This window comes from Arthrobacter sp. EpRS71, from assembly GCF_001512285.1.
In the GTDB taxonomy this organism is placed as follows: domain Bacteria; phylum Actinomycetota; class Actinomycetes; order Actinomycetales; family Micrococcaceae; genus Arthrobacter.
This window is the reverse complement of record NZ_LNUV01000006.1, coordinates 336158-351525: the sequence shown is the minus strand read 5'-3', so window position 1 is coordinate 351525 and position 15368 is coordinate 336158. Positions and strand designations below refer to the sequence as shown.

Sequence of the window (15368 nt, the reverse complement as noted above, 5' to 3'; positions counted from 1 at the left end):
GCAGCTTTACCCCGGAGTAACTTCCGGAGCGTTCTCTTCACAAGACAGCGGACGTCGTCCACAGGGCCCTACAGGGCTCCCTCATGAAAGTTAGAGCGGATGCATCAACAACATTGGAAATTACTTGCGGGAACTGTCCTGTCCGTGGGGTTGCTCGCAGCCCCGCTGACAGCCGTCCCGGCATTGGCCGCGGACGATCCTGCCGCAGCCGATACCTCGCCGGTGGTGATCAACGAGGCCTATCTCAGCGGCGGGAGCAGCGGAGCCGCCTTCAAAAACAAGTTCGTGGAGCTCTACAACTCCTCGGACGCACCGGTCAGCCTGGCGGGCTGGTCACTGCAGTACCGGTCCGCCACAGGCACAGCTGCGCCCACAGGGATCACTCCCCTGGCCGGCAGCATTCCTCCGAAGGGGTACTTCCTCGTCAAGGGCGCCACCAACAGCGGTACGTCCACGGCGCCGGAATTGCCCGCTGCTGATGTTCAGGCAACCGGCACGTTGAACCCCGGAGGATCAGCCGGAACCCTGATCCTCGCCAAGCAGCCAGGCGCAGTCTCACCCCTTCCGGCGGGTTCGGTGACGGGCAACGCCGCCATCGCCGACCTCCTCGGCTATGGGACGTCCAATACCTTTGAGACCGCGGCAGCCACCGCACCCACCACCAACGCGGACGTCAAGAGCCTGAACCGCACCAACGGTGTGGACACCGACTCCAACGCCGCTGATTTCAGCCTGAACGCCACCATCACTCCCACGGCCTCCACCGGCGGCGGGACTCCACCGGTTGATCCCCAACCGGAACCGGGAGTCAAAGCCATTGCCGAGATTCAGGGCACCGGCCCAGCCAGTCCGTTCGTTGGCAGTACCGTGACCACCAGCGGCAAGGTTACGGCCGTCTACGCAACCGGCGGTTTCAACGGCTACTTCGTCCAGACCCCCGGAACCGGAGGTGAAAGCGCGGGGGCGGCCAGGACGGCGTCGGACGCTTTGTTCGTCTATTCACCCTCGACGACGGCCACGGTCCAACCCGGCGACTACCTCCAACTCACCGGTGTGGTCAGCGAATTCGCCAACCAGACCCAGCTCACCGTTGAAGCTGCAGGATTGAAGAAACTCACCGAGGCGGCACCGGAGGTCAAGTCCACTCCGTTCACCTTGCCTGCCAACGAGGCCGCGCGGGAAAGCCTGGAGGGCATGCTCCTGGCTCCGCAGGGTGACTTCACGGTGACGGACAACTACTCCCTGAACCAGTACGGCGAGATCGGCCTCGCGGCCGGGACATCACCGCTGGTACAGCCGACGGCGGTAGCCACCTATGGCTCACCCGAGTACGCGGCTGTAGTGGCGGACAACGCCCTGCGCGGCATCAAGCTCGACGACGGCGCGTCCACCAACTTCCTCAAGGACGCCACCACCAAAGCCCAGCCATTGCCCTATCTGACAACGTCAGACCCCGTCCGGGTGGGCTCGCCGGCTAAGTTCCGGACCGACGTGATTTTGGGCTACGGCAACAACTCCTGGAAGTTCCAGCCCCTCACCGCGCTGACTGCGGCCAACGCTGACTCCGTCCAGCCTGCAAGCTTCGCCACCACCCGGCCGGACGGTCCCGCGGATGTTGGAGGCAACCTCAAACTGGCTTCCTTCAACGTTTTGAACTATTTCCCCACCACCGGTGACCAACTGTACGGCTGTGTCTTCTACACCGACCGCGACGGCAACCCGATCACGGTCAAGGAGGGCTGCAACGCCCGCGGTGCCGCCAATGCAGAGAACTTCGAACGCCAGCAAAACAAGATCGTCGCCGCCATCACCAAGTCCGGCGCCGACGTCGTATCCCTTGAAGAGATTGAGAACTCGGCGCAGTTCGGCAAGAACCGCGACGACGCCCTGTCCAAACTGGTGGACGCCCTCAACGTCAAGACGCCGGGCGTGTGGGACTACGTGCGCACACCCGCCAACGCTCCCCCGCTGAGCGATGAAGACATGATCCGTACCGCGTTCATCTACAAGAAGGCTGTGGCCGAGCCCGTGGGCGAGTCCATCATTCACAATGACACCGTGGCTTTCGCAAGTGCCCGCAAGCCCCTGGCCCAGGTTTTCAAGCCGGTGGGCGGAGACGATGACAAGAAGTTCATCGCGATCGTGAACCACTTCAAGTCCAAAGGCTCAGCAGCAACACCGGACGACACGGACAAGGGCCAAGGCGCCTCGAACATTGCCCGCACCAAGCAGGCCGAATCGCTGCTGGCCTTCTCCCAGGAACTTCAGGCCTCGAAAGGGACAGACAAGGTCTTCCTGATCGGTGACTTCAACGCCTACTCCAAAGAAGATCCCATCAACGTCCTGACAGGTGCCGGTTACACGGACCTGGAAGTGGGTACCGGCAAGCACTCCTACCTGTTCGGTGGCATGGTCGGCTCCCTGGACCACATCCTCGCGTCCCCGGCCGCCCACAAAGTGGTCACCGGAACTGACATCTGGAACATCAACTCCGTAGAGTCCGTGGCGCTGGAGTACAGCAGGTATAACAACAATGTGACCAACTACTATGCCGGTGACGAGTTCCGGGCCAGCGACCACGACCCCGTGGTGGTGGGCCTGAACCTGACTGCCGACGAACCGGCAACTGTTGACCTGCAGTTCCTGGGTATCAACGACTTCCACGGCCGGATCGACTCCAACACAGTCCTCTTCGCCGGAACAGTCGAGAAGCTCCGGGCGGCAGCTGCCCCCGGTGCTACGGCCTTCATTTCCGCCGGTGACAACATCGGCGCTTCCCTCTTCGCTTCCTCCGTAGCGAAGGACCAGCCCACCATCGATGTCCTGAATGCCCTTGACCTGCAGGCCTCCGCCGTAGGCAACCACGAGTTCGACGGCGGCTGGGCGGACCTGCGGGATCGCGTTATTGCCGGCGGGAGCAACGCGAAGTTCGCCTACCTGGGCGCCAACGTTTACCAGAAGGGCACCACCACACCGGTCCTGCCGGAGTACAAGGTCCTGGACATGAACGGCATGCGTGTAGCCGTGATCGGTACCGTCACCCAGGAAGTTCCGTCGTTGGTGACGCCGGCCGGAATCGCGGACCTGGAGTTCGGCGATCCCGTGGAGGCCATCAACCGGGTAGCTGGGAAGATCAAGGCCGAAAACCTGGCCGACCTGATCATCGTGGAAAACCACGACGGCGCCGCATCCGGCACGCCCGAGGGCGCCACCCTGGAGCAGGAAGTTGCTGCCGGTGGTCCGTTCGCAAAGCTCGTCAATGAGACCACGCCTGACGTCGCCGCGATCTTCACGGGGCACACCCATAAGGAGTACGCCTGGGACGCCCCGATCCTGGACGCCAACGGCCAGCCCACTGGGAAGACCCGGCCCATCGTCCAGACCGGCAACTACGGTGAGAACGTGGGCAGCGTGACCCTCACAGTGGACACTGCAAGCAAGTCGGTGACTGCCTACAAGGCCGCCGTGGTGGACCGGACCACAGATACCGCTGAAAGCCTCGTTGCTGCCTACCCGCGGGTGGCAGCAGTGAAGACGATCGTGGACAAGGCCCTCGCCCAAGCCGCAGAGATCGGCAACCAGCCAGTGGGTGCAGTGACAGCTGATATCACCACCGCCTTTACCCCGGATCCGGCCGGCGGCGCCCCCAAGCGGGACGACCGCGCGAGTGAGTCCACGCTGGGCAACCTGGTGGCGGACTCTCTGGTGGACACGCTCAAGGCGCCGGAACTGGGGGCGGCGGAGATCGGCGTCGTCAACCCCGGCGGCTTGCGCAACGAGCTCTACTACGCCCCGGACGGCACCATCACCTACGCCGAGGCCAACGCGGTCCTGCCGTTCGTGAACAACCTCTGGACCACGTCCCTGACGGGCGCACAGTTCAAGACTCTCTTGGAACAGCAGTGGCAGACCAACGCTGACGGCACCATCCCCAGCCGCCCTTACCAGCAGCTGGGCGTGTCCAAGAACGTCAACTACACCTACGACGCCGCTCGCCCCGCCGGGGACCGCATCACCGGCATCTGGGTGAACGGAGCCGTGATTGATCCTGCCAAGCAGTACAGGATCGGCACCTTCAGCTTCCTGGCTACCGGAGGCGACAACTTCCGGATTTTCAAGGAAGGGAGCAACACCAAGGACACAGGCCTGGTGGACCGCGATGCGTGGATCAAGTACCTGCAGGCACACAATCCCGTGTCCCCGGACTTCGCACGCCGTTCCGTTGCCGTGGCCAACACCACTGCCGCTGAGGTGAAGGCCGGTGACCCCATCGCTTTGGCTGTCTCCAAACTGAACCTCACCTCCATCGGCAGCCCGGCCAACGCAACGCTGAACGCTGTGTTCGTTGATTCCAAGGGCGCTGCTGTCGCTCTGGGCCCCGTCCCGGTCACAGCTGGTGCGGCCACGGTGAACCTCAAAGTGCCCGCAGCGGCAGCTGCAGGCACGGGCACACTGGTGCTCACCGCCGTCGAAAGTGGAACCGTGGTGAAGGCCCTGGTGAACGTGGCTGAGAGCGGTCCGAACCCGCCGCAGTGCACCGCACCTACCAAGCCGTCCAAGTGGTACGACGTCGTGGGATGGCTCCGGTACGCGTTTGCGTGGCTGGAGTACCAGAGGTGCTTGAGAGGCTAACCACCTCCCAGTGACACAACAGGGCAGGGCCCCTCACGATCTCCTTCGTGAGGGGCCCTGCTTCTTGTCGATCAGGCGCGGATTACGTGTTCGCGGGTTCCGGCTCCCCGACCCTGTCCGCGTCCCGCTGGAGCTCAGCTTTGAACTCCTCGTAGCGGGCCAAGTGCGCGGGGCGGCGGCGGAGAATCAGCCAGGCGACCCCCAGGATAACGAACCACACGGGAGTGGCCAGCAGTGCTATGAGAGTGTCCGGCTGGGTGGTCAGTGCCCACAAAACGAAGGCAAAGAAGGCGAAAACCACCCACACCATCACCACTCCACCGGGCATCTTAAACGCCGAGGACTCGTGCAGGTGCGGACGACGCTTCCGGAAGGCAAGGTAGCTGGCCAGGATGATGGACCACACGAAAACAAAGCAAACAGCGGACACGGTGGTCACCATGTCGAACGCCTTGCCGATGTCCGAGCCCGCGTACATGAGGACGACGCCGGACAGCAACAGGATGCAGGACAGGAACAGGGCGTTGCGGGGTACTTTGCGTCCGGAGAGTGCGCCGAACACCTTGGGCGCGTCGCCCTCCTGAGCCAGACCGAACACCATGCGGGACGTGGAGTAGATGCCCGAGTTGGCGGAGGACATTGCGGAGGTCAGCACCACAAGGTTGACGATGGTGGCCGCTGCGCCGAGGCCTGCCAGGGAGAACATGGCAATGAAAGGGCTGTGTCCGGCAGTGAACTGGGTCCACGGGGTGACGGACATGAGGATGATCAGGGCGCCGACGTAGAAGAGCAGCACACGGATGGGGATCGAGTTGATGGCCTTGGGCAGGTTCTTCTCGGGGTCCTTGGCCTCGGCTGCTGTGGTGCCCACCAGTTCGATGCCCACGAATGCGAAGACGGCGATTTGGAAGCCGGCCACAAAGCCCATGAATTCGTTGGGGAAGAATCCGCCATGGCTCCACAGGTTGGAGAAGGTGGCCGGTCCGGCGTCGGACTGGAAGCCGCTGAAGATCATGAACAGGCCAACAATAATGAGGGCAGCGATGGCCACGATCTTGATGAGGGCGAACCAGAACTCTGTCTCACCGAAGGCCTTCACTGTGGCGAGGTTCAGGAGCAGGAGGATGCCGATGGTGATCAGTCCCGGCACCCAGAGGGGCAGTGCCGGCCAGAGTTCCTGGGAGTACCCGGCGATGGCGATCACGTCCGCGATCCCTGTGATGACCCAGCAGAACCAGTAGGTCCAGCCGGTGAAGAAGCCGGCCCACGGTCCCAGGAGGTCCGCGGCGAAGTCGCTGAATGATTTGTAGTTGAGGTTGCTGAGCAGCAGTTCGCCCATGGCCCGCATGACGAAGAACAGCATGAAGCCGATGATCATGTACACGAAAATGACGGACGGGCCGGCAGCGGAAATGGTCTTGCCGGAGCCCATGAAAAGGCCGGTGCCAATGGCTCCGCCGATGGCGATGAGCTGGATGTGGCGGTTGCTGAGTTGCCGCTCGAGGTGGGGTGAATCTGGACCAGTGGAAGGCGGGCGCTGAATCGTCAAAGGAACTCCATCGTTCAGGCGGCACAGGGTGCCACATTGATTCGGGTTCCTCCCCGCTCTGTACGTGGACCTGAGAGTTTCCGCGGCCCTGCAGGGCAGGACCGCTTGCACCTTCGGTGAGCCCGGTGACCGGACTGCTTTCCAGAGTTGCCTCGCCGCGGCGGTACATGGGCCTGAGAGATTCCTGGGGAGGGTTTGCTCCTACGGCGCCTGACGGGATGTACCGGCAGGACTCTCCCGCCGCAGATCAAAAGCGCGCACCATCTATTCGGTGATGCAGCTCACACCCTAGCGAAGAGCGGAAGTACCCGCAAGCTGGCGCCGTTAGCGGCCCAGAATGCTACGGGCAATCTCGTCCGCATCGCGCAGGGTCCGCTGTCCGCTCGCGTAAGCCGGGCCGGTGCGCGGCTTCGCTTCCGCAGCAATGGCTGTCCCCCACTGTGAAGCCGAGAGTTGAAGGCCCAGCACGTACAGTCCCTCGGTGACCGATCCGTTGGCCGCCAGGGGCCGGTACGGGTGTGGTTCAACGTCCAGCCCAGTGGTCTGCATGGGCGTCCCTTCAACACTCATCATGATTTTGGTGCGCACCAGACCATCCGCCATGAGTTGTTCCAGCAGGGGCGAAAGGTTGATGCCCACCCTGTTGGCCGGAGACATCGCCTCGATGAGGGTCCGGGCCTCAACCGGGGAGTCGTGCACCCACGGCGAAACCGCCCGGAACACTTTGGCACCCCGGTCCACGCTGAACTTCGGGTCCGGGCCCACAAAACTCACGACGCCGGCACGCGCCAACGCGGCCAGCTGCTCCGACCGCAGGGCGGGCGCGCCGCTGGCCAACCCTTCAACAAAGGACTCGAACCAGCCGCGCAACCCTGCCAGCCAGGACTCATCGGTGATGCCGCCATCCGCCACTACCGATTTGAGGATGGCCCGTCCAGTGTGGAGAGCGCCGATGGCCATCTTGACGGGATCCGCCTCGCCCAGCGCTGACCGGCGGGCATCATCATCAAGGTAGGCCGTGATAACGGAGTCCAGTTCGCGCCGGGACGCGAACGTCCGGCCCGCGAGCGGTGCCGCGAGCCCCCGCAGATTCAAGCGGCGGGAAGCGACAACGTGCTTTTCAACGAGGTTTCCCACCCCGATTTCCCAGTTCGCAGTGGTGTGCGCATGCGGTTGGAGCGCATCTTCAAGGTCTGCGAGGAACTGCGCGGGGTCCTTAATCGAGGCTGGCTGGGACCGGGCAAGCGTGGAGTAATAAGCCCACAGGGCATCGCGGTGCAGCAGCGGCCAGAGGTCATGATCGAAACCGGGCTGGATACCGGCCGCGCGGAACCTGTCCACCGCGGCTTCTGTCAGGTAGCGCATGGTGATGCTGCTGGGGTAATAGCCTGCCAACCCCGCCTTTGCCCGATAGGGGGTGCCCCTTCGAGAGGCAGCAATGATCCTCGGCTCCCTTCCCGAGGCCCGATACTCCAAGACACCCGCGCCCGGCGAACCAGCCTCAACGAACTTGCCGCCGCGACCTTCCGTCAACTGGCCCATGACGTCAAAGAAGTTCAAACCCATGCCGCGGACCAGCACGGGCTCATTGTCCGGCACAGCCTGCCAGTCGACGTCTGCCGGCGGAGCAGGCGGGAAATAAAGCAGCCCCCGGTCCTCCGCCGCGCTCTTGAAGGACCGCTGCTCCGGATTAAGCCGGGACTCGATGTGGCCCAGCGCGAGGACCACGGAACCGACGGTGAGTGTGGCGCCGTTGGCGAGTTCGACGTCGAACCCGTCTTCAACCGGGCGCGCAGCAACGGCAAGTGTCTGATGGAAGGTGACCTCGACGCCGTCGGGCAGCCGTTTCAGCAGCCCATCCAACGTCTGGCGAAGGTAGCGCCCATACAGCGCACGGCTGGGGAAGTCATGCGATTCGAGCGTGGCCAGCTCCGCTTTCTCGGCGTCGTTCAGTCCCCCGCCATCACAACGACGGGCCTCCCGCCACTGATCGAACGAACCGCCCGTGAGCGGAGGGGCGAGCTCGGGGTCCTCAGGAATGAGGGTGGGATAGAACGACTGGGTGTTCATCAGGAACAGGCGTGACTGCTCCGGCTGCCACACGTGGCCCGAACCGGCCGGGTACGGATCCACAACATTGACGCAAAGTGTGCTTCCTGGCTGGCTGTCCGCAGCCCAATTCGCAAGCAACCGCTCAAGGACACTGGTGCCCCGGGGGCCGGCCCCAATCAGGGCAACACGGTTGGTTTGCGATTTAGCCACGCTCCAGCCTAACTTCTGTGTGACTTGCTTACTGTTGAACAGTGTTGCTTGGATGGGGCGATGACCACCACAGAAGCTGATCAGACGCCACCTCCCCAGAATGACGTAACGGCTTCCGGCCCGCGCCATGCAGCGGACGTCGCGCCTGAGCCCACGGATGAAAACGTTTGGCTCGAGGATATCCACGGCGAAGAGCAGCTGGCATGGGTCCGCGAGCAGAATGCACGCACCGAAGACCTGCTGGAAGACACCGAGTACCAGGCCGTCGAAGCCGGCATCCTGGAGGTCCTCGACTCCACGGACCGGATCGCCATGGTCAACAAGCGCGGCGATTTCTACTACAACTTCTGGAAAGACCAGGAACACCCCAAAGGACTCTGGCGCCGCACCACGTGGGAAAGCTACCTCTCCGAGGAACCGGAGTGGGATGTCCTGCTTGATATCGACGCCCTCGCCGCCTCCGAAGGCACCGAGTGGGTGTTCCACGGGGCCGGTTTCCTCCGCCCTGCCGACGGTTCCGCATACCGCCTGGCCATGGTCTCGCTCTCCCCCGACGGCGGCGACGCTGACCGCCACCGCGAGTTCGACGTCGAAACCCGCACCTTCGTGGAGGGCGGCTTCGACCTGCCCACAGCCAAGGGCAACGTGAGCTGGCTGGATGCCGATACTTTGCTCGTCTCCAGCACCGCCGACGGCTTGCCTGCCACAACCTCCTCCTATGCGCGGACCGGCGTCAAGCTTCGCCGCGGCCAGTCCCTTGCTGACGCTGAACGGCTCTTCGACATTCCGGAGGACCACATGCTGGCCATGGTGGCCCACGACTCCACCCCGGGCTATGAACGGACCTTCGCCGTGGACTACATCGACTTCTACAACCGGAGTACCTCGCTGCTGCGCGACGACTCCTGGCAGGTCATCGATGTTCCCACTGATGTGAACATCAGCGCCCACCGGGAATGGTTATTGTTCCGTCCGCAGAAGGACTGGGATATTGCCGGCGTTGTGTACCCTGCAGGTTCCTTGCTGGCCGCAGATTTCGACTCATATCTGGCAGGGTCCCGTTCACTGCTGGTCCTGTTCACGCCGGATGCCCACACGTCCTTGCAGTCCTGGAGCTGGACCAAGGACCACCTCCTGCTGAACCTCCTGCGGGATGTATCCTCCGAAATCCGCGTACTCGACCCGTCTGTTGTTGACTCCGACGGGGTGTGGGCATCCACTGTCCTGGACGCTTGCCCTCCCCTTCACGACGTCAATGCCTATGCTGTGGACGACGAGGACACCGGCGCCGAGGGCAACGACTTCTGGCTGGTGGCCACAGGCTTCACCACGCCGACGACGTTGACCCGGGGGACGCTTCTTGCGTCCACTTCCGGGGGCTCCGGCGTGGCGAGCCGGCATGCCGAGGTGAAGCGGTCGCCGTCGTTCTTCAACGAATCCGACTACGAAGTCCAGCAGCACTTCGCCGTGTCCGCCGATGGCACCAAAGTTCCCTACTTCCAGGTGGCGTCCAAGGACCTGGTGTTGGACGGCCAGAACCCCACCCAGCTGTCCGGCTACGGCGGCTTCGAAATTTCCCGGACACCCGCCTACAGCGGAACCATCGGGCGGGCTTGGCTTGAGCGGCGCACCACCGGAGCAGCGTCCGACGACGGCGCTGCCGCACACTCACGAGGCGGCGTCTACGTGGTTGCGAACATCCGCGGAGGCGGCGAATACGGTCCCTCCTGGCACCGTGCGGCACTCCAGGAAAACCGGCACCGCGCTTACGAGGACTTCGCCGCAGTGGCAAAGGACCTCATTTCGCGAGGTGTCACCAGCCGACGTCGACTCGGTTGCGTCGGAGGTTCCAATGGCGGCCTCTTGGTAGGCAACATGCTGACCCAGTACCCGGAATTGTTCGGAGCCGTGTCCTGCGGTGTGCCGCTCCTGGACATGCGCCGCTACACCAAGCTATCCGCAGGCTACTCGTGGATTGCCGAATATGGTGACCCCGATGTGCCGGTGCAATGGGAGTTCATCCGCACTTTCTCGCCGTACCACCTGCTTCACGACGGTGTGGAATACCCCGAGACCTTCATTTGGACTGCCACCTCGGACGACCGTGTGGGCCCTGTCCAAGCCCGCAAAATGGCAGCACGCATGCAGGCCATGGGCATCCCGAACGTCTGGTTCCATGAAGCCTTGGAAGGCGGACACGCGGGAGCATCGGATAACAGGCAGGCGGCAGCGCTTCAGGCCAGGAGCAACCACTTCCTCTGGCGTTCCCTGGCGGGGAGCAACTGACACGTCGGCCCGGGCCCTTCCCTTCCCGCGCCCGCGCCCGCTTCGATGGTTCCCTGCTGAGAGTGCCGCGCGCACGGCATGTCTGGCAGGGAACCATCGAAATGGGCAGCTGGGCCGAGGCGTTTTGCGCTGGAAGGCACGTTCTGCGTATCCTTGGTGGGCTAGCAATAGCAAAGGGAGACGTGCCAGAGCGGCCGAATGGGCTTCACTGCTAATGAAGTGTGGGGCACAACTCCACCGGGGGTTCAAATCCCCCCGTCTCCGCGAACAGGTCCCGGTTTTCGAACCGGGACCTTTTGCGTTTAACTGCGTTTGGCTCCGCCGCTGACCTCGGCCCCGGCGTGACGGTGGAGAGTCAGGCTGTCCACTGTGCTGATCAGCATCAGGACCGCCATGGCAATGAACGCCCCTTTGTAAGCCGACACCTGGTCCGCCCCGAACACCTGCGTGGTCTCGAAAAGGCGCAGGAACAGAGCACCCACCGCGATGCCCGCCGCGGCCGCCAACTGGACCAGCGTTGCCGAGATCGCGTTGGCCGAGGGCAACTGCAACGGAACGATGTCCGCATATTGCACCGAGGCGTACGCGGAGAATCCGATGGAACGGAAGGCACCGCTGAACAGCAGCAGGGCGAAGATCAGCGGCTCGGGTGTTTGGGCGTCCAGGAAGGCGCACAAAGCGAAGGTCACTGCGGAGGCAAACGAGGCAAAGACGAGCACCGGTTTGAATCCAAAGCGCCTGATGAGGGGCGTAGTGGCTGGCTTGATGCCAATGTTTCCCACGAACACGGCCGCAACCATTACCCCGGCTTTCAGGGGATCCCAGCCAAATCCGTCCTGGAACATCAAGGGCAGCAGGAAAGGAACCGAACTGATGGTCAGCCGGTAGATGAAACCGCCCGTAGAGGTCGCCCTGAAAGTTCTGGTGCCAAAGACGCTGAGATTGAACAGTGGGACGCGCGCCTTCCTCATCCACCACATGGCACCGGCCAAAGACAGCAGGCCTCCAACAACCACCATCACGGCTAGCACATTGGACGCGTGGCCGCCCAAAGTTTCCAAGCCAACGACCAGAGCACCCACGCCCACTGTGGTGAGAAGGAGCCCGAACCAGTCCAAGCGACGCTCGGCGTCAAAAGTTGTTCGCGGCACCAACCGCAGTGCAGCAATGAAGGCGGCAAGGCCCAGCGGGACGTTGATGATGAAGATCCAATGCCACGACAGGAAGGTGGTGAGCGCCCCGCCCACCATCGGAGCCAGGACCGGTGCCAGGAGGCCGGGCCAAACGAGATACGCGGTGGCACGGAGGAGCTCTGATTTGGGGGTGCCCCTCAGGACCACCAATGTGCCTACCGGAACCATCATGGCTCCGCCCATCCCTTGGGCCACTCGGCTCAGTGTCAGCATGGTCAGGTCCGTACTGATGGCACAGAGCAACGATGCGATGGTGAACACCGATATCGCCAGGCAGAAGATCCTGCGGGCACCGAACCTCTCGGCAAGCCAACTGCTCAACGGGATGCCCATGGCCACCGTCACCAAGTAAGCGGTCATGGTGATGTTGATATCCGCCGGAGCCACGCTGAAATCGGAGGCGATGCTGGGAATGGCCGTGGTGAGGATCGTCCCGTCGAGGAACTCCATGAAGAACGTTGCCGCAACCAAGAGGGCCAGCCGCGGCCGCCACCTGGTTTCGTCGGAAGTTTCGACGGCGGCGCTGGGGTTTGTGCTCATGGCTCCGGTCCAAGTTCTGGCTGGTGGCCTGCGACGGGGAAGCAGGCGTGTTTGCTCGATCCTATAGACGCAGAGTGGGAGCGATCACAACATGACGTAAATCTACCGCGGGTGCGCCGTCCAGCCAGCCCGTGAGGTCCGTCCTGGGTCCCAGCCGTCCTGGACCTTAGCTGTACTAGCCTGCCTGAGCCAGCCCCAGTGGGAGAACGGCGCCCACACCAGCTTGGCGCAACGCCCGCGCAGATACGGTCATGGTCCAGCGGCTGTCAATGATGTCGTCCACCAGCAACACGGGCTGCCCTCCCGTACCCGCCAACGCCTGAGCGAGCTCGGGTCCAACAACGAGGCGGTCCCACACGCCGGCCAGCCTGTAGGCGCTGTTGCCTCCACGGGCACCGGTTGGCCCTCCGTGGTGCGGTTGCAACTGCCCCAGGTAAGGCATCCGTCCTATTCCGGCAATTCCCTGCGCCAAGGACTCCACCAACTGGGGCTTGCTCCGGGACGGGATGCTGACCACCGCTGCTGGACGTCCAACGCCGCTCCACGGTGTTCCTCCTTCGGCCCCCGACCACTCACGCAGGACTTGGACGCAGGCCTGCAGCATGGCAGGATCCACGGCGCGGTCCGGAGCCCCTGCGGCGAACAGCTCCCTCAGGGCACCACCCCAACCCAGGTCGGTGAGCCTGGCAAGGACCCGCCCTTCGGAGACACTCTCATCCGGCTTGATCTTTCCCTTGACCGCCACTCCGAGCCTGTCCATTCCGCTGGGCCACTGCAGGCGCGGCTCAACGGCGATGCCCGCGCGGCGAAGAGTTTGTCCCGCGGCATCTGCCGCCGAAGCCGCTACATCCACAGGGAACCATCGCCCGGCGCAGTTGTCGCAGCGTCCACAAGCGGCTGCTGTTTCGTCATCCAGGACGGAGGTGATGAACTCCATGCGGCAACCGGCCGTGTCCTGGTAGATCACCATGGAGTCCTGCTCATCCACGCGGGCCTCGGCGATGCGCTCATAGCGCTCGGCATCGTAGGTCCACGGTGTGCCGGTGGATCGCCAACCGCCCCCAACACGTTCCACGGCTCCATCAACCGCCAGAACTTTGAGGAGCAGCTCCAACGGTGTGCGGCGAAGGTCTACGCGGGCCTCCAAGGCGACAGTGGAAAGAGCTGCCCCTGCCTCCCCCAGCACGCTCAGCACCGCGTCGGCCTTCTCAGCCGAGGGCATGGATGCTGTGGCGAAATACTGCCAGATTTCGCGGTCTTCGGAGCCCGGCAGCAGCAGCACGTCTGCGTTGGCTGCTCCACGGCCTGCACGGCCTACCTGCTGGTAATAGGCAACCGGAGACGACGGAGCACCCAGGTGGATCACGAATCCCAGGTCCGGTTTGTCAAAGCCCATACCCAGTGCCGATGTGGCCACAAGGGCTTTCACCTGGTTGTCCTTGAGGAGTTGTTCCGCCCGCTCCCGGTCGGCGGGGTCCGTCCGTCCCGTGTAGGACAGGACGTTGTGCCCGGCCTCCGAAAGAAGCCGCGCAGTGTCCTCCGCCGCCGAGACTGTGAGGGTGTAGATGATGCCACTTCCGGGCATGTCTGAGAGGTGCGTCAAAAGCCACCCCAGCCGATCCCGGGAATCGGGCAGCGTCAGAACGCCGAGTCGCAGTGACTCACGGCCCAGCGCGCCACGGATGGTCAGCACTCCCGCACCCAGCTGTTCCTCGATGTCATGAACCACCCTGGAGTTGGCGGTGGCTGTGGTGGCCAGGACAGGGACAGAGTCCGGCAACTGGGCAATGAGGTCCGCAATCCGGCGGTAGTCAGGGCGAAAATCGTGTCCCCAGTCCGAAATACAGTGAGCCTCGTCAATCACCAGGAGCCCGGTTCGACGGATGAGCTCGGGGAGCTGGTTCTCCCTGAAGGAGGGGTTGGTGAGCCGTTCCGGGGAAACCAGAAGGACGTCTACCTCGTCCGAGGCCAATTGGGCCAGGACCGTGTCCCATTCCAGGGCGTTGGCGGAGTTGATGGCGACCGCCCGCACCCCCGCCCGGGCCGCAGCGGCAACTTGATCACGCATAAGGGCAAGCAACGGCGACACAATGAGCGTTGGCCCGGCGCCCCGCCTACGCAGCAACAATGACGCCACGAAGTAAACCGCTGACTTTCCCCAACCTGTGCGCTGAACCACCAAGGTCCGGCGGCTCGCGTCCACCAACGCTTCGATGGCTTCGTACTGTCCTTCATGGAACTGCGCTTCGGCGTGGCCCACCAACTCACGAAGGCATGCCAGAGCCTGCTGATGGGTAGGTGATTGCACGGAAACGGCAGCGTTTGGGGAGTTGTTGGCCATCAACCCAGTATTCCAGCCGACCCTGACAGCCAGAACCCGCCGCCCGGCTATGTGGACAACCGCTATCCACAGGTCCGGCGTTCAGTTCAACCCGCGCTGGGTTGCCACAGTAGGATTGAGCCCGTGACTAGCGAGCAGAACAAGACATTCGACCTCTCGGCTTCCTTCAAGGCGTACGACGTCCGGGGCATCGTGGGCGAAACCATTACGGCCGAAATCGTCGAGGCTGTTGGTGCTGCCTTCATTGACGTCCTTGGCTTGGAGGGCGAGACGGTACTGGTTGGCGGCGATATGCGTCCCTCCTCTCCTGAGTTCAGCCAGGCGTTTGCCAACGGCGCAGCCACACGTGGCGCGAACGTTCAGTTGCTGGACCTCATCTCAACCGATGAGCTCTACTACGCCTGCGGGGCCCTGAACGCTGCCGGCGCAACGTTCACAGCCAGTCACAACCCCGCCGCCTACAACGGGATCAAGATGTCCAAGGCCGGCGCCCAGCCCATCTCCTCCGAGAGCGGCTTGAAGGAAATCCAGGCCCTCGCCGAGGAGTACCTGAACACGGGCATGA

The 15368-nt window shown here is 63.4% G+C and carries 6 protein-coding genes, 1 tRNA gene, 1 pseudogene and 1 riboswitch; of the genes and pseudogenes, 4 read left to right on the top strand and 4 right to left on the bottom strand.

Going from position 1 to position 15368, the window contains the following annotated elements; all coding sequences use genetic code 11:
* Positions 1 to 99: 99 nt before the first annotated feature.
* Positions 100 to 4632, top strand: coding sequence for an ExeM/NucH family extracellular endonuclease (locus AR689_RS11820; RefSeq protein ID WP_062070376.1), 4533 nt, complete (start codon positions 100 to 102; stop codon positions 4630 to 4632).
* A gap of 82 nt (positions 4633 to 4714) precedes the next feature.
* Here the strand turns inward: AR689_RS11820 and cycA are convergent, their stop codons facing one another.
* Together cycA and AR689_RS11810 are read right to left on the bottom strand one after the other, a co-directional pair.
* A complete protein-coding gene (cycA, locus tag AR689_RS11815; protein ID WP_062070374.1) occupies positions 4715 to 6181 on the bottom strand; it encodes a D-serine/D-alanine/glycine transporter in 1467 nt (488 codons plus the stop codon).
* A 151-nt stretch (positions 6182 to 6332) separates the two neighbouring features.
* Positions 6333 to 6431, bottom strand: a riboswitch (glycine riboswitch).
* Between the two features lie 74 nt (positions 6432 to 6505).
* Complete coding sequence (locus tag AR689_RS11810) at positions 6506 to 8443, bottom strand: FAD/NAD(P)-binding protein (RefSeq protein ID WP_062070372.1); 1938 nt, start codon at positions 8441 to 8443, stop codon at positions 6506 to 6508.
* A gap of 60 nt (positions 8444 to 8503) precedes the next feature.
* Between AR689_RS11810 and AR689_RS11805 the strand changes: the two genes are divergently transcribed.
* Both AR689_RS11805 and AR689_RS11800 read left to right on the top strand, forming a co-directional pair.
* The gene (locus tag AR689_RS11805) at positions 8504 to 10729 is read left to right on the top strand and encodes a prolyl oligopeptidase family serine peptidase (protein ID WP_062070370.1); all 2226 of its coding nucleotides are present in this window, start codon (positions 8504 to 8506) and stop codon (positions 10727 to 10729) included.
* A 176-nt stretch (positions 10730 to 10905) separates the two neighbouring features.
* Positions 10906 to 10993, top strand: a tRNA-Ser gene (locus AR689_RS11800).
* Between the two features lie 38 nt (positions 10994 to 11031).
* Here AR689_RS11800 and AR689_RS11795 read toward each other — a convergent pair.
* Positions 11032 to 12462 carry an MFS transporter gene (locus AR689_RS11795; protein WP_062070368.1) on the bottom strand — a complete coding sequence of 477 codons (1431 nt, stop codon included), beginning with the start codon at positions 12460 to 12462 and terminating at the stop codon, positions 11032 to 11034.
* A gap of 175 nt (positions 12463 to 12637) precedes the next feature.
* A complete protein-coding gene (locus AR689_RS11790; protein WP_062070366.1) occupies positions 12638 to 14803 on the bottom strand; it encodes a RecQ family ATP-dependent DNA helicase in 2166 nt (721 codons plus the stop codon).
* Between the two features lie 123 nt (positions 14804 to 14926).
* Here AR689_RS11790 and manB point away from each other — a divergent pair.
* Positions 14927 to 15368, top strand: a pseudogene (manB, locus tag AR689_RS11785) (phosphomannomutase/phosphoglucomutase); the annotation flags it as partial.